Below are 20531 nucleotides of genomic sequence, written 5' to 3' on the forward strand. Positions count from 1 at the left end.
AGTTTTTAGCCAGCAGCTAAATCACAGTGATCCTGCTCGCCACGCTTCCAATAGCCAGCGGCGTGAACACGGCCCAATTCGAATCCACGTTCTCGCAACAAATGCGTGCGAATAGTTCGAATGACCGAGGCTTCGGCAGCGATCCAGGCATCACCACCAGTGGCTGGGAGTGGGCTGTAGCGAAGTACTTCGCTCAAGGTTTCAGGATCCTGGGTTGGCGAGCCATTTCGGTAGATCCATCGAATATGTACGCGAGGTTGAACCTCCAAGAATGGGCGTTCGGTTTCGTCCGCAATCTCGGCGAATATATGCACCACGAGGTCAGCAGGCAGCTGTCTCACGATAGACGCGATCGCAGGCAGACCTGTTTCGTCTGCGGCCAAAAGCAGCCACGATCTTGGGCTTACACCCTTAAAACCACCACGTGGGCCAGCGAGTTGCAGTGCATTTCCTGGTTTGGCGTTCAATGCCCATCGAGACATTGGCCCTCTTTCGTGCAGCGTAATGTCGAACGTGAGCTCCTTCTTAACTGCATCAAAGTGTTGAATGGTGAAGGCGCGACCTACAGGGTGAGCAGTGCCGTCCGGTAGAAAGATTTTCACCCATTGCGCAGGCAAATCTGTCTGGAACGTCTTCAGTGAGTGGCCACCTAAAATAACGCGCCTCACACCAGGCGTCGGCCGATGAACTGACACCACCTTGACGTTACGAAGCGTTCGATCATCCTGAAATGAAACGACTTGGGACGTGATGCCTGGCACTGTTCGACTGTTCATCAGGGGGGAGCGGGTCTTCATGAGCACTCTTGCCTTGCGCAACTCCGCTCCGCATTCATCTACCAAGGTTCCCACCACAGGGGGGATAGTGATGTCCTGACCCTCAGTGCTATTGATGGCTTTGCGAGATGCATTTCCTAGTGCCGCCAGCAAATTCAGCTCATCGCGCGAGACAAAAGGTGAGACAGGACCAAGTAAATAAAACTCGGGGTCAGCCTTGATCACAGCGTCAATCAGGCTCGAAAAAACAAACGTCTGCGAAGATTCCAGTCCAATTTCTTCTAGAAAAAAACCAGCCTGTGCCGGCCAGTTGTCCTTCCATTTCAACGCGCGCAATGCCTTGAGCAATCGCATTTCAATGCGTGTGCATTGACTGATGGAAAAAATCTGTCTGCTCATGTTTAAACCCACATAGTGCCCAAGCGCTCGGCCTGGGTTAGAGCACCGCTGTCGTTGCCCAAGAGTTGGTTGAGTTGTTCAATTGGCGGGATCAGCATTGCTTTCACTGACGCCACAGCTGCTTCCTCATCGCCGTAAATGATCGATTCAACGACCGCGTTGTGGGCCGCAAAATCAATGTCCAGCAATTGTCCGTCAGCAAAAATCGCGAACATATGGCTGCGCATTAAAACGCTGAAAGAGCGATACATCGTTTGCAGCGCCAGGTTGTGAGAAGCAACGGCAATTGCCATATGCAGTTCGCGATCACGAATGATGAAGTCATCCAAGTTGTCGTTTGTGCTGTACTCACCGCGTAATGCCAGGCACTCCCTCAAGCGGCGAATATCGTTCATGTTGCGACGACGCGCAGCCAGACGCGCTGCGTCCACCTCCAGCAGATACTGCATTTCCAAGTGATCGCGGATGCCGGTCCGATTGTGTTGCCGCCATGCCTCGACTGACTGCCGAGCTTTTCCAATGTACAAGCCATCGCCTGGGCGGAACTCCAGAAACTGCCAGTTCACAAGCGTTCGTACCGCTTGGCGCACCGTGTTGAGACTGCCGCCAATCTGCTCAAGCAGCTCTGCCTCGGCTGGCAGTCGATCACCAACGCGCAGTGTCTGGTTGGCGATGCGTAGACGGATTGCATCAATGGTGGATGAAATCCAGTGGCGACTTTTCGTAGAGCTGACCACCGATGAACCAGGGAAAGTTGTTTGCATGATTGTCACCGAGCAAGAAGCTTCAAAGGGGATGATCCTAACATCCCATGTTTGATGCGACAATGAGATTTATTCTTATGCGCCGTGGCGGATGGGTGACGAGTGTCGGGAGCCTAAACTCAGATCGAGTGCTTCCTCGGCATTAACACTGTAAGCGCGTGGGGATTACAGGTTGCGTAACGGCATCCAGCTATGCGGCAACAGCTCCGCGATCTCGCTTGCCCGTTGCGTTGGCAGTCGCATGAGCACGTCCTTCAGATAGGCGTACGGATCATGGCCGTTGAGTTTGGCCGATTGGATCAGGCTCATCAGCGCCGCTGCACGTTGGCCGCTGCGCACCGATCCGGCGTAGAGCCAATTTTTGCGACCTAAGGCCCACGGTCTGATTTGCTGCTCCGCGTGGTTGTTGTCGATGGGGATCGCACCGTCATCGAGGTAGCGAGACAGTGCCGTCCAACGTTTCAGGCTGTAGTCGAAGGCCTTGGCGATAGCCACCCCGTCGTGCACACGTTCGCGCTGGACGATCATCCAGGCATGCAATGCATCCATCACCGGTACAGCTTTTTCTTGTCGTATTCGGCGGCGTAGATCTGGCTCCAAGTCGCGGACGTCTTGCTCTATTTCGTAGAGTAACTGGATGTAACGCAAGGCCTGTTCGGCTAGCTGGCTTTTGTTAGTGGCATGCAGGTCGAAAAACTTGCGTCTAGCATGGGCCATGCAGCCGAGTTCGGTCACGCCGAGCGAAAACGAGGCTTTATAACCCCCGAAATCGTCACACACCAGCTTGCCCTTCCAGTCTTGCAAGAAGCGCCGGGCATGTTCGCCCGCACGGCTGGGGCTGAAGTCGTAAACCACCGCCTTGATGTCGGCAAACGCGCTGGTGGCGTAAGCCCAGACATAGGCACGATGGGTTTTCTTCGCACCAGGCATGAGTACCGGCACCGGGGTTTCGTCAGCGTGCACCACGTCATGCTCAAGTATTGCCTCGCGTAGGGCATCGACCAGCGGCTGTAACTGCACTCCGCAGGTACCGACCCACTGCGCCAGGGTTGAGCGGGGGATGGCCAAGCCAGCCCGGGCAAGATCATTTCCTGACGATACAGCGGCAAATGATCACCGTACTTGGCGACCATCACCTGGGCCAGCAAGCCGGCGGTCGGGATGCCTTTGTCGATGATCTGTGCCGGTACCGGTGCCTGGATCAAAGTTTCACATTGATCACAAACCCACTTGCCACGGATGTGGCGTTCGACGCTGAACACGCCCGGCGTGTAGTCGAGTTTTTCGCTGACATCCTCGCCGATGCGCTTGAGGGCGCAGCCGCAAGTGCATTGGGTGTTGTCCGGCTCGTGGTGGATCAGGGTACGCGGGAACTGCTGCGGCAAAGTTGTGCGCTTAGGTTTCTGCTTGGTCTCGGTCGACACGGGAGTGGCTTGCAGCGCCTCCAGCTCCGCCTCGATGGCCGCGATGTCAGCGTCGATCAGGTCATCGAGCAGGCTGGCTTGAGCTGGACTGATTAATTGTTCGCTGCGCTTGGCAAACTTGAAGCGCTTAAGCTGAGCGATTTCGTGGGTCAGTTTCTGGATCAGCGTTTGGTCGCGGTTGATCTTCTGGCCCATCGTCTCAACGGTCTTACCCAGCGTGTCGACTTGATGGTCGAGGGTCTCGACACGCTGCATCAACTGCGCCGCCAAAGCGCGCAGTTATTCAGGATCTAGTTGGTTGAGATGGGAAGGTGAAATCATGCCGCCGACTTTGCCAGAACAGGCCAAAATCGACGACAGGCTCATCGGCCAATTACCCGGACAGGCCGGCCATGGCCGGCATCAGAGGAAGGAAATTGTGTTGCTCGACCCGAGGCGCTGCCAGGGCAAACCCAGCACCAAAGCGGTCAATTGTTCGGCCCCCAATTCCATCTGTGTACCGTGTCGAGAGCCGGGCCAGAAGAACTTGCCCTGGTGCAAACGACGGGCCGCGAGCCAGATGCCCTGGCCGTCGTGCACCAGCACTTTCATGCGATTGGCGCGGCGATTGGCAAACAGATAAGCACAGTGCGGCTGCGCCGCACCGAACACTGCCACTACCCGCGCCAAGGCGGTCTCGGTACCGGCGCGCATATCCAGGGGGTCGGTGGCGAGCCAGATCGAGTCGATACGAATCATCGTGTCAGGCCGCGCACAAACCGTGCACATCCTGCCGGATCGGAAGCCGGCCATCTCACGGTCAAGACCCCTTGCTCGTACGGTATGTCGATGCTGATTGATGGCTCAGGCATTGCCTGATCCGCAGGGGCAAGCGGTAGGGGCACAAAAGCCGGTAAATTCGCGACCGCCGCATTGTTGCGCTTGGACGGCAGCCATCGACGGACGACATTGGCGTTGATGCCATGCCTCAGGGCGACACTGGAGACAGAGATGCCCGGTTGCTGGCATTCCTGAATGACTTGGGCTTTGAGGAATTTGGAATAGGTGTGCCGTTGGCGCATGGGGATCCTCACGTTAAGAGTAATTGCGTCCGCTTAAAAAATCGTGGACACAATTGCCCTTATCGCTCTTGATCTGCTGGCTGAGTAGATGACTTCGCCGGCCCCTTACTTAACACTGACGTTATTGGTTGATTGCAGCGCATTTGGCGGCTGAATTGCTCCATCATTTTTGGGGTCGTGACGACACCCTGATCCGCATGCAGCTAAGACGTTGATTGGCCATTCCATGATATTTCTGGAAGAGCTCGGCAGCTGCGCCGTAGAGAGTGAGGTTATGTCACGAATAATCCCGAAAACGTCGCATAAATTTCCAAAACGTCGCATTTATTTCCAAATCCTACACGTCCGCTTAAAAAGGCTAAAAATGGTGTCCACTTAAATTTAGGTGGACACCATCGCCTTAAGCGATGGCATCAGGAAGGTGTGTTGCCCGGACGGTTACGGCTTACGACCGTTCCGTTTGCGTCCATCCGTAGGTGACTGCTGCAGTGTCGCTCGGGTGCCTGCGAGCCACCAATGGGCTCTGGATTTGGAGAATTGAAACTGTCGCGGCGAAGGCAGGCTTTGTGGGCATCAAGCCAGCTCTGGAGGAAACGCAAAACTGTCGCAATGCCTCAATTCGCTGCCGTGGAGCGGAGGCGTAGAGAATTAAAACTGCCGCAACCAGCAGATTCGGCACTTGCAACGGTTCAGCCAGTCACGCCTGCGCAATCGCTGACCTGAGCGGGTAGATGAATTCATCCTTCCATCTACGCTCACACATTACAGACTCAACCCAGCCATCCTGCCTGTACGTTCTCCAGCACGATGTGACGTTAAGAACAGAACGCGCATCGACGGTGGTGGCGACTGGGACTGGGCACATCAACAGGTCTACCCCTTTTGGTAATCCCCGCGTCAGCGGTTCAGGCGTACTGGCGCAGGCCGGGCAGCTATAGCTACGCTCCCATACCCGAATGCCAGATTTTATGTTTCCAAATCGCCCATAGCGATGCCATACCTCGGATGGCTGACCAAATCCAACACCATATTTTTCGGCGCTTGCTTTCACGGAAGACATGCCCAAGTCGAAATACCTTTCCACGGCCCTCATTCTGGCTGAAGGTAGAAGCCCTTTCCCAACCTTGCTAGTCCTAAAGCAACTGATGAACAACGGGGCTGTTTCCCCAGAGATTCTGTTAAGAAGCAAAACGGAACCGAACGGATATAGCCATCTGTCCCCGCATGTACAGTTCACGAGTAGTGCAACTGGCCTGGCAGGCGTTTGCTGGTACTGCAACAAGTCATCGTAGAATGCATGGCCACGACACACCGCGCTAGCTATATCGGCTGCATCCTGGGGCGTATTTGCGATGAAGACGGGGTTGCTCCGTGCTAGATCCTCGCAGATAACGCCCGTCAGGCCGGCACTGCCGAAAATCCAAAGGGTGGGAACACCAGACCGATTGCGTTGCTCAGTACGCACATATGTCTGCTGCGCTGACTGGGGCGAAATCTGCACTTCTATTGCTAGGCGCGGAGCAAAGGCTGAGTCGCCAACCAGTATGTCAGCTCGCCAATCGTCTACACCGTCTTCAAGCTCGGCTCGAATGCCTAGATCGACCAGTGCTTTATAGATGGCCATCTTCATGGCGATATGTTCTGGGCTTTCAGTATTGGTATAGCCCTCTGGGCTCTCTCCAGGGAAATGGGAAAAGTACCTGGTGATGCCGCCATCCCATCTACGGGTTTTGGCCTGTGCAGGAAGATTCGTATCCGCCATGAGCACCTGGCGGCGTTTCGACAGCTTCACGACTTTCTTCCAATCTTCATCGCTAAGCACTGAGGCCACAGTGCGGCAGCCGTTCACTAAGCCCACGCAAGCCAAGTCAACCTCCATGTCTCAAAGACGCAGTTAAGATTCAGAAAGCCAGAATTTGAGCCATAGCCACCTGGCCCGTCTGTCAGGAGCGAAGCCCAGCTAGCAGCACTGGAGGATACTAATTTGGTAACGGCCCGTCACGACGGCGGCCAGCCTGCGACAGATTTTAATACCCCGCGACAGTTTTAATTATCCAAAACGAAAGAGCGGTAGCACCGGTTACCCGTCCCCCTAAAAGATACCATCATAATTTTTCCGGGGTTTTTGCACGGTATATCTCTGTGATTTTTCTGTGGCTGAACCTTTTCTGTGACAACCTTTATTGTTGTGACAACCTTTATTAAACGAAAAAGCCCAAGAATTTTTGAAAAACTATGCCTTGTGACAACCTTTATTTTTGATTCCCCAGGATCAGCGTCCCCGCTAGGCCGCGAAATCCAAGAGGTTTTGTGACAAAGATTATTAATAGGCAACATTTGCGCCCCGTCGCGACACCAGGCCGCTCCTACAGGAAATTGCGTTCTCCTGGAGGAGCGGCCTTGTGTCGCGATGGGCTGCAAAGCAGCCCCCGGCTATCTCACATCATATCTGCATCGCCATCCCGTCCACATTCATCGCTGCCTGGCGCAGGGCCTCGGAGCGGGTAGGGTGGGGGTGGCAGGTGAGGGCGATGTCTTCCGCCGAGGCCGAAAACTCCATGGCCACGCAGAACTCACCGATCATCTCGCTGACGCTTGGACCTACCAGGTGCACACCCAGCACTTCATCAGTCTCGGCATCAGCGATGACCTTGGCGAAGCCTTCGGTCTCGTGGTTGATCTTGGCGCGGCTATTGGCCGTGAACGGGAACTTGCCGACTTTATAGGCACGCCCTTCGGCCTTGAGCTGCTCTTCGGTCTTGCCCACGGTGGCCAGCTCCGGGCGGGTGTAGATCACGCCAGGGATAAGGTTGTAGTTGACCTCGTGGGGCTTGCCGGCGATGCGTTCGATGCAGGCCACCGCTTCGTCTTCGGCTTTGTGCGCCAGCATCGGGCCGGAGGTGACGTCGCCAATCACCCAGATACCCGGCACGGAAGTGCGGTGGTGATCGTTGTCGAGCATGCCGCGCTTGTCGGTTTCCAGGCCCACGCTTTCCAGGTTCAGCCCTTTGGTATAAGGGCGGCGACCGATGGCGACCAGTACATAGTCAGCCTGCAGCGTTTCTGCGGTGCCGCCAGCTGCTGGCTCCAGGGTCAGGTTCACGCCATCGGCGCTGGCGTTCGCCTGGGTCACCTTGCTACCCAGCTTGAACACCATGCCTTGTTTGGCCAAGGCCTTCTGCAGGGTCTTGGCGGTTTCTTCGTCGGTGCCCGGGCAGATGCGGTCGAGGTATTCGATGACCGTGACCTGGCTGCCCAGGCGGCGCCATACCGAACCCAGCTCAAGGCCGATCACGCCGGCGCCGATGACGACCAGGTGCTTGGGCACCTGTGGCAGCGACAGCGCGCCGGTCGAGTCGATGATGCGCTGGTTGTCGATGGTCACGCCCGGCAGGGGCGTAGGTTCGGAGCCGGTGGCAATGACAATGTCCTTGGCCTGCAGTGCGGTTTCGCTACCGTCCTCAGCCTTGACCACGACCTTGCCGACGCCATCCAGGCGGCCCCAGCCCTTGATCCAGTCGACCTTGTTCTTGCGGAACAGGTACTCGATGCCCTTGGTCAGGCCGGTCACGCTCTCGTCCTTCTGTTTCATCATCTGGGCGAGGTTGAGGTTAGGTTTGACTTCGATACCGAGGTGGGCGAACTCGTCACCACTGGCGGCTTCATACAGCTCGGAAGCATGCAGCAGCGCCTTGGAGGGCATGCAGCCCACGTTCAGGCAGGTGCCGCCCAAGGTAGAGCGGCCTTCCACGCAGGCTACGCTCAGGCCCAGTTGGCCGGCGCGGATGGCTGCGTTGTAGCCGCCAGGGCCACCGCCGATGATCACCACGTCATAGGATTTCATGGGTTCAACTCCAGGATGAAGAAGCGCAAGAGGGGCACAAGGTTAAGCTGAGATGCAAAAATTGTATACAATCTGCTGTGTGGATAAGATCAGTTGGTTCTAGACCATGGTCTCGTTTAGAGGAAACATCCCACGAATGAACTACTCTGATCCGGCGACGTTCGAAATATCAGGCGTCGTGGCCAAATACGGACAGGAGGGTCGTTCATGCTTGCGCAACTTCCACCGGCACTGCAGAGCCTGCATCTGCCGCTGCGGCTGAAACTGTGGGACGGTAACCAGTTCGATCTGGGACCTAGCCCGCAGGTCACTATCCTGGTCAAGGAGCCACAGCTGATCAGCCAGTTGAGCCACCCGAGCATGGACCAGCTGGGCACGGCATTCGTCGAAGGCAAGCTGGAGCTGGAGGGCGATATTGGTGAAGCCATCCGCGTATGCGATGAGCTGAGCGAAGCGCTACTGACCGATGAGGACGACGCCCCACCGCAGCGCCGGGCCCATGACAAGAGCACCGACGCCGAAGCCATTTCCTACCATTACGATGTTTCCAACGCGTTCTACCAGCTATGGCTGGATCAGGACATGGCCTACTCGTGCGCCTACTTCCGCGAGCCGGACAACACACTGGATCAGGCACAGCAGGACAAATTCGATCATCTGTGCCGCAAGCTGCGCCTGGACGCAGGTGACTACCTGCTCGACGTCGGCTGCGGCTGGGGCGGGCTGGCGCGTTTCGCTGCTCGCGAATATGGCGCCAAGGTGTTTGGTATCACCTTGAGCAAGGAGCAACTCAAGCTCGGTCGCAAGCGGGTGAAGGCAGAGGGGTTGGCCGACAAGGTCGACCTGCAGATTCTCGACTACCGCGACCTGCCTCAGGACGGCCGCTTCGACAAGGTTGTCAGCGTTGGCATGTTCGAGCATGTCGGGCATGCCAACTTGGCGCTGTATAGCCAGAAGCTGTTCGGTGCCGTGAGGGAAGGGGGCCTGGTGATGAATCACGGTATTACCGCCAAGCATGTGGATGGTCGCCCGGTCGGGCGTGGCGCTGGCGAGTTCATCGATCGCTACGTGTTCCCCCATGGCGAGCTGCCGCACCTGTCGATGATCAGTGCCAGCATCTGTGAAGCGGGATTGGAGGTAGTAGACGTGGAGAGCCTGCGTTTGCACTACGCCAAGACCTTGCACCACTGGAGCGAGAACCTGGAGAACCAGCTGCACAAGGCGGCGGCGCTGGTGCCCGAGAAGACCTTGCGCATCTGGCGCCTGTACCTGGCCGGGTGTGCCTATGCCTTCCAGAAGGGCTGGATCAACCTGCATCAGATTCTGGCCGTGAAGCCGTACGCCGATGGGCACCATGACCTGCCTTGGACGCGTGAAGACCTGTATCGCTAATAACGCAACCGCTGTGGGAGATTCTGTCTGGCGCAGTTTTTGTGGGAGCGGGCGAGCCCGCGAACACCGGCAAAGCCGGGCCATCCACTGCGCCGCCTGTTTCGCGGGCACGCCCGCTCCCACAGTGACCGCATCCAGCTTCACAGGATCGGCGAAATCAGCCGAGCAATCCGCATCCCCAGTTGCTGCAGCCGATGAGTATCGCGGCTGTCCTCCGCAGTAATTTCCCGTGCCTGTTCAAAGTCATTGTTCAGCATGTTCTCGACCTGATCAGCGAAGCCGCGATCGACTGTCAGCAGGGTGATTTCGAAGTTCAGGCGGAACGAGCGGTTGTCCAGGTTGGCACTGCCTATAGCGCTGACATCGTCATCCACCAGCACCACCTTCTGATGCAGGAAGCCCGGTTGGTAGCGGAACATGCGTACACCTGCACGTACCGCTTCGAAGGCGAAAAGGCTGGAGGCGGCATAGACAATGCGATGGTCTGGGCGTGACGGAATCAGCACTCGCACATCGACCCCACGCAGTACCGCCAAACGCAACGCGGCGAACACCGCCTCGTCGGGGATGAAGTACGGGCTGGTGATCCACACGCGCCGGGTGGCTGAATGGATCGCCTCAAGGAAGAACAGCGAGCAGGTTTCCTGTGGATCGGCCGGGCCGCTGGCCAAGGCTTGGCACAGCACGCCGTTGTCAGGGTAGGCGTCCGGCAGAATCAGCGGCGGTAGCTGGCGCGTGGCCCAGTACCAGTCCTCGGCGAACGATTCCTGCAGGCAGGCCAGCACCGGCCCGCTGATCTGCACGTGGGTGTCGCGCCAAGGTGAAAGCTGCGGGTGGCCACCGAGGTACTCATCGCCCACGTTGTGCCCGCCGATGAAACCGAGCAAGCCATCCACCACCACGATTTTGCGGTGGTTACGGAAGTTAACCTGGAAGCGGTTGAACCAGCCCCGGCGGGTTGCGAAGGCATGAATCTGTACACCACCGTCGCGCATCAACTGGCTGTAGCTTGCCGGCAAGGCATGGCTGCCGACACGGTCATACAGCACGAACACCCGCACCCCCTCGGCGGCTTTGCGCAGCAGCAGTTCCTGCAATGCTTTGCCAAGGTTGTCGTTATGGATGATGAAGAACTGCACCAACACCACGTCGCGGGCTTTTTCGATGGCGGCAAATATTGCATCGAATGTTGCCTTGCCATCGATCAGCAGCTTCACCTCGTTATTGGCAAGGCAGGGCATGCGCCCGAGCTTGGGCATGGCGCGCAATGCCGCATAGCTTTCCGACTCGCGGGCCGTGAGGGCTTCTTCTACCCAAGGCCGCCAGTTGAGGTTGGCCATGGCCACATGCATTTCCTGGTTGGCCTGGCGCCGGGCCTTGATGTAGGCATAGAACGAGCGCGCACCGAAAATCAGGTAAGGGATCAGGGTGAGGTAAGGGATGAAGAACAACGGCATGGCCCAGGCGATTGCGCCCTGAGCAGTGCGCACGGTGAACAGTGCGTGCAGTGCGGCGACGATACCCAGCAGGTGAACCAGGCCGAGTAGGTAACCGAAGAAGTAGGGGCTGTGGTAGTCCATATTCATCCTGCTTGCCGAGTACACTTGAGTAACAGAACACGTTCCCGGTCCGCCTTGCAACCTGCAGGTGGATTTGGCGTCTAAGGCACAGACCGGCCCGCTTGGCCGGCTTTTTCCAGGAGCGTTCGTCCATGAAGATTCGTCTGCCACTGTTGGCGTTGGCCCTAGGTGTGAGCAGCCCGCTGGTGCATGCTCAAATGCTACAGCCAGGTTTGTGGGAGCTGACCACCAGCAACATGCAGGTCGATGGCAAGCCGTTACCCGATATGGAGTTCATGCTCGGCCAGTTGAAGAACCTGCCGCCAGAGCAGCGCGCGATGATGGAAGGGGTGCTGGCCAAGCAGGGAGTGACTGTTGGGGGTAAGGGGGTGCGCTCGTGCCTGACGCCAGAACAGGTGGCAACCAACGATATCCCTCTGCAGGACCCGAAGTCAGGTTGTACACAAAAGATAACCGACCGCACCGGCAATGTATGGAAGTTCCAGTTCAGCTGCCCCAAAGCGCAGGGCAGTGGCCAGGCGACTTTCCTCAGTGACCGGGAATTCACCACCCAGGTCAACGGTACATTCAACGCTTCGGGTGTACAGCAGCAAGGCAGCATGAACACCCGTGCCGTGTGGTTGGGTAATGACTGCGGCTCGGTCAAGCCGCGCAGCTGACATCCCATTGCCACTGGCTGGTCGCGACAGCATCGTGGGCATGCAGGCTTTCTGCATGTTCCACGCGCAGCTTGAAGGCCGTGCTCCATTCCATTTGCCGTAGCGCCTTGTGCAGGCGTCGTGCGGCGTCTTCGCAGAACATCAGATTCTGGCCGTTGGCCAAGGCAAAGGCTTGTTCGTCTGCGCGCTTAACTGCGGTCTGCACCGCTGTCCCCAGGCTTGCTTCTATGCGGTCGATCAACTCGGTGATTGGCAGAACCTGCTGATTGCTGCGCAGCCTTATCTGGATTTGCGCGCTACTACGTTGGCTATGGGGCGTCGCTACGATGCCTTCGGCGCTGCCAAGCCACTGCAGCACTGCAGATTTGTCGACCTGCTCTGCGCTGAAATGCGCCTGGAACTGCTGCTGAATCAGTTGCCGTGCAAGTGCAGCCGAGCATGGGCAGGTCGAGGAGTAAGGGACAGAAACGGATAGTTCCACGTGGAACATTTCATTTTCGATCCTTGCATCGACTGTGACGGCATAGCTCTTCCAACCCTCCAACGGGCTGATCAACGCAGGCCTTTTCAGTAGATGCTCGAAGCGCAAACGCAGATAGGCGGCGGAAGAAAGGCCTTCGTGGCTGCAGAGGAAGTCACCCAGCAGCTGGCGGATGGTGAGCGGCGTCAGAGGCTGATGTTCCAACGACTCCAGGGCGAGATAAAGCCGCGACATATGGATACCGCGTGAGCTGCCGTCTACCAGGCTAACGCCGGCATCGACCGTGGCAGCTGCTGTGCGCCCCTCGAACTGTACAGGTTGGGCGATCCCGCACATACCCACCCAGTTCAAAGGTAAGGCGTATTCATGGGTTTGTGCGGCAATGTCGGGGAGCTTGAGCTGAGTCATCTGGTATTCCAAACAAAAGGGAGATCAGCGGCCATCACCGATCAAGCTGCAATGCCAGGAGGGGCACCCTGGTACGTGGCGGGTTCACTTTTCCTCCCGGTGGGCACTCATTCGTCACGAACGGCTTGGCGAAATTGTATTGTTACTTTATAACATTGTGCAATGCATCGTTTCGAATGCGCTCGCCTGAAGAGGTTTCGCCATGTCCAACCGTCTCCCTGTCACCGTGCTATCCGGCTTCCTTGGCGCCGGCAAGAGCACCTTGCTCAACCATGTGCTGCGTAACCGCGACAACCTGCGAGTCGCGGTCATCGTCAATGACATGAGCGAAATCAACATCGATGCGAGCGAGGTGCAGCGCAACGTAAGCCTCAACCGTGCCGAGGAGAAGTTGGTGGAGATGAGCAATGGCTGCATCTGCTGCACGCTGCGTGAAGACCTGCTCGAGGAAGTGGCGCGGCTGGCTGAAGAAGGGCGTTTCGATTATTTGCTGATCGAGTCCACGGGGATCTCGGAGCCACTGCCTGTGGCCGAGACCTTCACCTTCCGCGACGAACAGGGCCGTAGCCTGTCCGACATGGCGCGCCTGGACACCATGGTCACTGTGGTCGATGGCCTGAACTTCCTGCGTGATTACCAGGCAGCAGACAGCCTGGCCAGCCGTGGCGAAACCCTGGGTGAGGAAGACGAGCGCTCAATCAGTGACTTGCTGATCGAGCAGATCGAGTTCGCCGATGTACTGTTGCTGAGCAAGATCGACCTGATCAGCCAGCACGAGCGCGAAGAGCTCATGGCCATTCTGCGCAGCCTCAATGCTCGGGCGCAGATCGTGCCCATGGTCATGGGCCAGGTACCGCTGGACCGCATCCTCGACACCGGCCTGTTCGACTTCGACCAGGCCGCCCAGGCACCGGGCTGGCTGCAAGAGTTGCGCGGCGAGCATGTGCCGGAAACCGAAGAGTATGGCATTGCCGCCACCACCTGGCAGGCCCGGCGCCCCTTTCATCCACAGCGCTTTTTCGACTTTATCCACAAGCCCTGGAGCAATGGCCGCCTGCTGCGTTCGAAAGGTTTTTTCTGGCTGGCCAGCAAATACCAGGAAGCCGGAAGCTGGTCGCAGGCAGGCGGCATGATGCGCCATGGCTTGGCGGGCCGCTGGTGGCGTTTCGTGCCGCGCGAGCAGTGGCCACAGGATGTGGATAACACTGCCGCGATCTTGAAGAACTGGGTTGCCGAGAGCGGTGACTGCCGCCAGGAACTGGTGTTCATCGGGCAGAATATCGACTTCGAAGAATTATCCAATGCACTCGATGCATGCCTTTTGACCGATCAGGAAATGGAATTGGGGCACATGGGCTGGTTGCGCCTGCCCGATCCGTTCGGTTCATGGCATGAGGAGGCCGCAGCATGAACCCTGCACGCAAGCCTGTGGATATTTTCCAGGTATTTGGCGAGACACCGCAGGTGCTGACCGATGTGCTGCAGGATGGCGTAAACCTGGCGGTATGGCGCCGACGTTTGCCGCCGCAACTGGAGGACTTTGCCGCGCTGGTGGTCAGCCTCGGCCAGCCCTTGGCAGACCAGCGCGTCATCGATGTGGACGAGCGGCACATGCCGGTATTCACCGAACTCTTGCGCGAAGCGGCCGATTTGCACGGCTATGAGGCATTCGTGGCGGATGTGGCCTGGCTGGTGGCGGCCTATACCTGCCTGGTGGGTGCGCAGCGGGTAGGTTTGCGCCTGCGGGTACTGACAGGCCCGATGTGCCCGCGCTTCCATGTGGATAACGTTCCGCTGCGTCTGCTCACTACCTACGCAGGCCCAGGTAGCGAGTGGTTGAAAGAGGACGCGAGCCCTCGTGGTAACTTACACACAGCAATAATCCCTGTGGATAACGTTCAGTACTTGCAAGCTGGCGATGTGGCGGTGCTCAAAGGTGAAAAGTGGCAGGGCAACGAAGGTGCGGGCCTGGTGCATCGGTCGCCATCGGGGCAGCAGGGGCGCCTGCTGCTCAGCCTTGACTGGCTGGCCTGACGGCGCATAGTGAGGCATCGCCATCGCCCGAAGCCTCCCCATGCTGCAGAACATTCCCACCCATGTGATTGCCGGCCCACTGGGGGTCGGCAAGACCACCTTGATCCGTCATCTGTTGGCCCAGCGTCCGGCCAATGAGCGCTGGGCTGTATTGATCAATGAGTTCGGCCTGGTAGGCCTGGATGCGGCCCTGCTCGGCCGTGACGAAGACGGTATCGCCATAGGCGAGGTCGCAGGTGGCTGCCTGTGCTGCGTCAATGGCATGCCGTTCCAGGTGGGCCTGGGCCGACTGCTGCGCAAATCCCGCCCTGACCGGCTGTTCATCGAGCCGTCCGGACTGGGTCATCCCTTGCAGTTGCTTGCTCAGTTGCAAAAAGCCCCTTGGGCTGGAGTGCTGACAATACAGCCATTGCTGATGGTCGTCGACGCGCAGTCGATGGTCCGGAACGAACAGCTTCCGGAGGCTCAACAGCAGGCGTTCGATGCTGCTGAAAGCGTTGTCTTGAACAAATCAGAGGCTGTGGATGAAAGCGCTAAGTTGTTGATAACTAATAAATTTCATGAAAAGAAAATATTCTGGACCGTCCAAGGTTGGCTGCCCTTGTCGGACCTTCCGGCTGTACCCCATGGCATTGTCGACAGCTCGCTTGTGGATAATAGGATTGTCGACAATCTTGTAAATCCACCGGCAGCGCTATGGGCAGACCCCGGGCAGCCGATCTGTCTTGCACAGCAGGGAGAGGGGGGTTGGAGCATCGGCTGGCGCTGGCACCCTGGCCAGCAGTTTTATCCACAGCGGCTTCAGGTGTTCTTGCGGGCTTGGCCGTGGCGGCGCGCGAAAGGGGTTATCCACAGCGTGGAGGGCTGGCAATCATTCAATGGCCTGAATGGGGACATGCCCGCCTGGCAGCCCAGCGACTGGCGCAGGGATACGCGTATCGAGCTGATTTTCGACCAGCCGCAATCGCAATCCGCGCTGCAGGCCGGGTTGAGCGAATGTCGTGTCAGCTGATCAGTTGCGCCAGCGGTTGTGCTCCTGGCGCCACTGCTGCATCTCGATGACATTGTCGGCGCGCGGCGGGGTCTTGATCTCGAACGGGTAGGGCGCTAGTTCGATCTGCACGCTGTGGGCGCCGAACTGGGTCACGGTACCGGGGTGGCGCTGTTCGCCCGTGACGGTGAATTCGAAGGCGTAGACGCGCGCCAGGCGCTTGCGGCCGTTGGCGTCACGGACAAAGGCGATGCGCTTGAGTGCGACCGCGTCGTCGAGCAGTTCGAGGTCGAGCTTGGCGCAATGCTGTTTGACCCGCTCCAGGGCTTTCTCGCGCAACCCGTGGTTGTGCCACAACCAGGCGCCTGCCGTGGCGACCAGCATCAGGACGAAGAGGTTTTCCAGGGTCAACATTTGCATATGCTCCAAACAGGTCGATCCAGCTTAACTGCGTCCCTGGCCTGTCGTACAGGTGGCAATCGAGTTCATACTGCGTCGCGCACAATCCCTGAAACAGCTTTGGAAACCTCCCGCATGAAACGTACCCCGCACCTGCTCGCCATCCAGTCCCACGTGGTGTTCGGCCACGCCGGCAACAGCGCCGCGGTGTTTCCCATGCAGCGTATCGGGGTCAATGTGTGGCCGCTCAATACCGTGCAGTTCTCCAATCACACACAGTATGGCCAGTGGGCGGGTGAAGTGCTTGCCCCCGCGCAAATTCCTGCGTTGGTGGAAGGCATTTCCAACATCGGCGAGCTGGGCCATTGCGATGCGGTGTTGTCCGGTTACCTGGGCAGTGCCGAACAAGGTCGGGCGATTCAGGCCGGCGTCGAGCGGATCAAGGCAGTCAACCCAAAGGCTTTGTACCTTTGCGACCCGGTCATGGGGCACCCTGAGAAGGGCTGTATCGTGCCAGCGGAAGTGAGCGAGTTCCTGCTCGATGAGGCGGCTACCAGGGCCGACATCCTGTGCCCCAACCAGCTGGAGCTGGACAGCTTCTGTGGCCGCCGAGCGCAGTCGCTGGAGGACTGCGTGAACATGGCGCGCAGCCTGTTGCAGCGCGGGCCGCAGGTGGTGCTGGTCAAGCACCTTGCTTACCCCGGGCGCGCCGAGGACCAGTTCGAGATGCTGCTGGTGACCGCCGAGCAAAGCTGGCACCTGCGCCGCCCGCTGCTGGCGTTCCCGCGGCAGCCGGTAGGGGTGGGTGACCTGACCTCAGGCCTATTCCTGGCCCGCGTCCTACTCGGCGACAGCTGGGTGCAGGCGTTCGAATTCACCGCTGCGGCCGTACACGAAGTGCTGCTCGAAACCCAGGCCTGCTCCAGCTATGAACTGCAACTGGTGCGGGCCCAGGACCGCATTGCGCACCCAAGGGTACGCTTCGAGGCACAGCTGCTGGCGCTTTAAATCGCGTCGGTTTTCAGGTCCTGGTAGCGCTTTTCCAGCTCCTGGCGGATCTGTCGGCGCTGCTGGCCCTGCAGGAAACGGCGCTTTTCTTCACTGCTTTGCGGCTGGCGCGGCGGCACCTGCACCGGGCGACGGTTGTCGTCGACCGCGACCATGGTGAAGAAGCAGCTGTTGGAATGGCGCACCGAGCGCTCGCGGATGTTCTCGGTCACCACCTTGATGCCCACCTCCATCGAGGTGTTGCCGGTGTAGTTTACCGACGCCAGGAAGGTCACAAGTTCACCCACGTGCACCGGCTCACGGAAGATCACCTGGTCGACCGACAGGGTGACTACATAGCTGCCGGCATAGCGGCTGGCGCACGCATAGGCCACTTCGTCGAGGTACTTGAGCAGGGTGCCGCCATGTACGTTGCCAGAAAAGTTGGCCATGTCCGGGGTCATCAGGACGGTCATGCTCAGCTGGGCGTTTCCAGGTTCCATAGTGTGCTCACGGTGAGGTTGCGCGGAATCGGGCGAATGGGGGGCATTATCTGCAGACACTTCTGTTCCCCTCTTTTGAATTTGCCTTCCTGGTACGGGACGTTGGCTGACGCTCCATCGTCACGCCGATAATGCCATCAGCGGCGCTTTTCCAGCCGATCTGTTTCTGCATATTGCACCGCCTCTTTGCGGCGGGGTGCGATGTTAACCTGACTGCACCCATGCAACATGGGCTTTTCCTGCATTCCAAACAGTATGTACTTGCTGCTCGCTCAGGGTTTCCTTGGCAGAGGAGCGGTCTGCCCAGGTATCCAGCAACGGACGAGAAAAGGAGTATCACGCCATGCATGCCATCAGCTTCATCCAGGACCTGGCAGTCATCATGCTGGTTGCTGGCGTGGTCACCATTCTCTTTCACCGCCTCAAGCAGCCTGTGGTGCTGGGCTACATCGTCGCCGGCTTCATCATCGGCCCGCACACCCCACCGTTCGGCCTGATCCACGATGAAGACACCATCAAGACCCTCGCCGAGCTGGGGGTGATCTTCCTGATGTTCTGCCTGGGGCTCGAATTCAGCCTGCGCAAGCTGTTCAAGGTAGGCGCCACGGCGTTCATCGCGGCGTTCCTGGAAATCGTGCTGATGATCTGGATCGGCTTCGAGATCGGCCGCTGGTTCGGCTGGAACACCATGGATTCGCTGTTCCTCGGCGCCATCCTGGCGATTTCCTCGACCACCATCATCGTCAAGGCGCTCAACGACCTGAAGATGAAGAACGAGCGTTTCGCCCAGCTGATATTCGGCGTGCTGATCGTCGAGGACATCCTCGGTATCGGCATCATCGCCCTGCTGTCGGGCATCGCCGTCAGCGGCACGGTCAGCTCGGGCGAGGTGTTCTCCACTGTCGGCAAGCTGTCGCTGTTCATGATCGTCGCGCTGGTCATCGGCATCCTGCTGGTGCCGCGCCTGCTGGCCTACGTGGCCAAGTTCGAAAGCAACGAGATGCTGCTGATAACCGTATTGGGCCTGTGCTTCGGCTTCTGCCTGCTGGTGGTGAAGCTCGAGTACAGCATGGTGCTTGGCGCCTTCCTGATTGGCGCGATCATGGCCGAATCGCGCCAGTTGCTGAAGATCGAGAGCCTGATCGAACCGGTACGCGACCTGTTCAGCGCCATCTTCTTCGTCGCCATCGGCCTGATGATCGACCCCCAGGTGCTGATCGACTACGCCTGGCCAATCGTGGTCATTACCCTGGCGGTGGTGTTGGGCAAGATGTTGTCGTGTGGCATGGGCGCCTTCATTGCCGGAAATGACGGGCGCACATCGCTGCGGGTGGGCATGGGGCTTTCGCAGATTGGCGAGTTTTCCTTCATCATCGCCGCGCTGGGCATGACTCTGCAGGTGACCAGCGACTTCCTCTACCCGGTGGCTGTGGCGGTATCGGCAATCACGACGCTGCTGACACCCTACCTGATCCGTGCCGCCGACCCGCTGTCGCTCAAGCTGGGCAAGGTGGTGCCCAGCCGCCTGGCGCGGGTGTTGTCGTTGTATGGCGAATGGTTGCGGAGCATCCAGCCGCAAGGCGAGAGCGCCATGCTCGCGGCGATGATCCGGCGCATCCTGTTGCAGGTTGGGGTGAACCTGGCGCTGGTGATCGCCATCTTCTTCAGTGGTGGCTATTTCGCCGAGCGGATCGGCAACTGGCTCAGCGAGTGGGTCAGCGATACCAGCCAACAGAAAGCGCTGATCTGGGGCGCAGCGCTATTGCTGTCGCTGCCATTCCTGATTGCCGCCTATCGAAAGCTCAAGGCGCTGTCGATGCTGCTGGCAGAGATGGGCGTCAAACCGGAAACGGCCGGACGGCATACTCAGCGCGTGCGCCGAGTTATTGCCGAGGTGATCCCGTTGTTGTCGCTGCTGGTGATTTTCCTGCTGCTGTCGGCGCTGTCGGCGAGCATTCTGCCCACCAGCGAACTGCTGTTGGTGATTGCCGTGGTGGCTGCGGTGGTGGTGGCCTTGCTGTGGCGCTGGTTTATCCGCGTGCATACGCGCATGCAGATTGCCTTGCTGGAGACGCTGGAGAACAGCCGCGAGAATACGCACTGAAGAGGGCAATGCTCCCTGCGCAAGATTTCACCGTCGTCCGAGGGGATGGAGCGGTAGCGATGTCGCCATGCGCAGAAAGCCTGGCGATTTTAACTGTATAGATGGCACTAGGCCATAATTCTCTGTCTCAGATCGGAGAACTCAATTCGTAAGCGCGACGCTCCCACAGGACCCTGCTAAATCAATTAGGGCCTGGGCAATGGAATAGAGATCAGCTCTCCAGCCAGACATCCCGCGCCCAGTGCCACACCGATTCCCAGCTGTCTTCACCGACGATTTCCTCTTCGGCATCCCACAGCACCACGGTGCCATCCTCTTCGACGCAGTAGTAGTTGTCGCCGTCCTGGCACAGTGGAATCAGGTCACGTGGCACGCCGGCATCCCAGGCGTTGGCGGCGACGTCGGGCAGGTAGGTATGTGACTGTGGGTCGGTAACGGTCACCGGCTCCAGTGAGCCATACACCACGTCACTGACGGTCAGCAGGAACTCTTTGAACACGAACGGAATGTTAATGAACAGCTCTTCTTCGATTTCGACCAGCAGGTCCTCGTCGGGAAGCTCAAGGGGCACCGGCACTGGCTCGTTGGCTTCACGGAGTTGTTCGATCACTTCTTCCACGGTTCACTTCCTCTGACCTAGATGACAACGCTGCGCGTTATACCCTAGTAGGCCACTCTGGCAAAAGCAAAAACCCCGGGACAGGCCCGGGGTTTTTTGTGCAGCA

18 protein-coding genes and 1 pseudogene are annotated in these 20531 nt (G+C 58.5%); 7 read left to right on the forward strand and 12 right to left on the reverse strand.

Annotated elements, in window-relative coordinates:
- Positions 1 to 5: 5 nt before the first annotated feature.
- The 7 genes and pseudogenes from ACLCGK_RS05175 to lpdA form a co-directional block, all read right to left on the reverse strand.
- A complete protein-coding gene (locus tag ACLCGK_RS05175; protein WP_410951424.1) occupies positions 6 to 1175 on the reverse strand; it encodes a siderophore-interacting protein in 1170 nt (389 codons plus the stop codon).
- A 2-nt stretch (positions 1176 to 1177) separates the two neighbouring features.
- Complete coding sequence (locus tag ACLCGK_RS05180) at positions 1178 to 1939, reverse strand: FadR/GntR family transcriptional regulator (protein ID WP_410951425.1); 762 nt, start codon at positions 1937 to 1939, stop codon at positions 1178 to 1180.
- A 165-nt stretch (positions 1940 to 2104) separates the two neighbouring features.
- A pseudogene (tnpC, locus tag ACLCGK_RS05185) lies at positions 2105 to 3618 on the reverse strand (IS66 family transposase).
- A 147-nt stretch (positions 3619 to 3765) separates the two neighbouring features.
- The gene (gene tnpB, locus ACLCGK_RS05190) at positions 3766 to 4101 is read right to left on the reverse strand and encodes an IS66 family insertion sequence element accessory protein TnpB (protein WP_410951426.1); all 336 of its coding nucleotides are present in this window, start codon (positions 4099 to 4101) and stop codon (positions 3766 to 3768) included.
- Entirely contained in the window at positions 4098 to 4424 is a 327-nt protein-coding gene (tnpA, locus tag ACLCGK_RS05195; RefSeq protein ID WP_410951427.1) for an IS66-like element accessory protein TnpA, read from the reverse strand. Before tnpA ends, tnpB begins: the two co-directional genes overlap by 4 nt.
- Positions 4425 to 5121: 697 nt before the next feature.
- A complete protein-coding gene (locus ACLCGK_RS05200; RefSeq protein ID WP_410951428.1) occupies positions 5122 to 6216 on the reverse strand; it encodes a competence protein CoiA family protein in 1095 nt (364 codons plus the stop codon).
- 651 nt (positions 6217 to 6867) lie between these two features.
- A complete protein-coding gene (lpdA, locus tag ACLCGK_RS05205) occupies positions 6868 to 8268 on the reverse strand; it encodes a dihydrolipoyl dehydrogenase (protein WP_410951429.1) in 1401 nt (466 codons plus the stop codon).
- 207 nt (positions 8269 to 8475) lie between these two features.
- On the opposite strand from lpdA, the gene cfaB reads away from it, so the two are divergent.
- Complete coding sequence (gene cfaB, locus ACLCGK_RS05210; protein ID WP_410951430.1) at positions 8476 to 9660, forward strand: C17 cyclopropane fatty acid synthase CfaB; 1185 nt, start codon at positions 8476 to 8478, stop codon at positions 9658 to 9660.
- Between the two features lie 140 nt (positions 9661 to 9800).
- On the opposite strand, the gene cls is transcribed toward cfaB, so the two are convergent.
- Complete coding sequence (cls, locus tag ACLCGK_RS05215) at positions 9801 to 11240, reverse strand: cardiolipin synthase (protein ID WP_410951431.1); 1440 nt, start codon at positions 11238 to 11240, stop codon at positions 9801 to 9803.
- A 131-nt stretch (positions 11241 to 11371) separates the two neighbouring features.
- Here cls and ACLCGK_RS05220 point away from each other — a divergent pair, with 131 nt between their 5' ends.
- Entirely contained in the window at positions 11372 to 11899 is a 528-nt protein-coding gene (locus ACLCGK_RS05220) for a DUF3617 domain-containing protein (RefSeq protein ID WP_015272374.1), read from the forward strand.
- Here ACLCGK_RS05220 and folE2 read toward each other — a convergent pair.
- Complete coding sequence (gene folE2 / locus ACLCGK_RS05225) at positions 11883 to 12788, reverse strand: GTP cyclohydrolase FolE2 (RefSeq protein WP_410951432.1); 906 nt, start codon at positions 12786 to 12788, stop codon at positions 11883 to 11885. The two genes, ACLCGK_RS05220 and folE2, sit on opposite strands and share 17 nt — an antisense overlap.
- A gap of 202 nt (positions 12789 to 12990) precedes the next feature.
- Here folE2 and zigA point away from each other — a divergent pair, with 202 nt between their 5' ends.
- The 3 genes from zigA to ACLCGK_RS05240 are packed head-to-tail and all read left to right on the forward strand — an operon-like array spanning position 12991 to position 15834.
- Positions 12991 to 14199: a zinc metallochaperone GTPase ZigA gene (gene zigA, locus ACLCGK_RS05230; RefSeq protein ID WP_410951433.1), complete on the forward strand. Its 1209-nt coding sequence runs from the start codon at positions 12991 to 12993 to the stop codon at positions 14197 to 14199.
- Complete coding sequence (locus tag ACLCGK_RS05235; RefSeq protein WP_410951434.1) at positions 14196 to 14822, forward strand: DUF1826 domain-containing protein; 627 nt, start codon at positions 14196 to 14198, stop codon at positions 14820 to 14822. The genes zigA and ACLCGK_RS05235 overlap by 4 nt, the downstream gene beginning before the upstream one ends.
- 40 nt (positions 14823 to 14862) lie before the next feature.
- Positions 14863 to 15834, forward strand: coding sequence for a CobW family GTP-binding protein (locus ACLCGK_RS05240; protein WP_410951435.1), 972 nt, complete (start codon positions 14863 to 14865; stop codon positions 15832 to 15834).
- Here ACLCGK_RS05240 and ACLCGK_RS05245 read toward each other — a convergent pair whose 3' ends face one another.
- Positions 15835 to 16227, reverse strand: a complete 393-nt coding sequence (locus ACLCGK_RS05245; RefSeq protein WP_013974846.1) for a DUF3301 domain-containing protein — start codon at positions 16225 to 16227, stop codon at positions 15835 to 15837.
- Positions 16228 to 16347: 120 nt separating this feature from the next.
- Here ACLCGK_RS05245 and pdxY point away from each other — a divergent pair, with 120 nt between their 5' ends.
- Positions 16348 to 17220 carry a pyridoxal kinase PdxY gene (gene pdxY / locus ACLCGK_RS05250; protein ID WP_410951436.1) on the forward strand — a complete coding sequence of 291 codons (873 nt, stop codon included), beginning with the start codon at positions 16348 to 16350 and terminating at the stop codon, positions 17218 to 17220.
- Here the strand turns inward: pdxY and ACLCGK_RS05255 are convergent.
- A complete protein-coding gene (locus ACLCGK_RS05255) occupies positions 17217 to 17702 on the reverse strand; it encodes an acyl-CoA thioesterase (RefSeq protein ID WP_003260046.1) in 486 nt (161 codons plus the stop codon). The genes pdxY and ACLCGK_RS05255 overlap by 4 nt on opposite strands.
- Before the next feature lie 343 nt (positions 17703 to 18045).
- On the opposite strand from ACLCGK_RS05255, the gene ACLCGK_RS05260 reads away from it, so the two are divergent.
- Positions 18046 to 19806 (forward strand): cation:proton antiporter, encoded by a 1761-nt coding sequence (locus ACLCGK_RS05260; protein ID WP_013974844.1) that lies wholly within the window; start codon positions 18046 to 18048, stop codon positions 19804 to 19806.
- 211 nt (positions 19807 to 20017) lie between these two features.
- Here the strand turns inward: ACLCGK_RS05260 and ACLCGK_RS05265 are convergent, their stop codons facing one another.
- Positions 20018 to 20425 carry an SMI1/KNR4 family protein gene (locus ACLCGK_RS05265; RefSeq protein ID WP_013974843.1) on the reverse strand — a complete coding sequence of 136 codons (408 nt, stop codon included), beginning with the start codon at positions 20423 to 20425 and terminating at the stop codon, positions 20018 to 20020.
- Between the last annotated feature and the right edge of the window lie 106 nt (positions 20426 to 20531).

This window comes from Pseudomonas sp. S1(2024) (assembly GCF_046557535.1).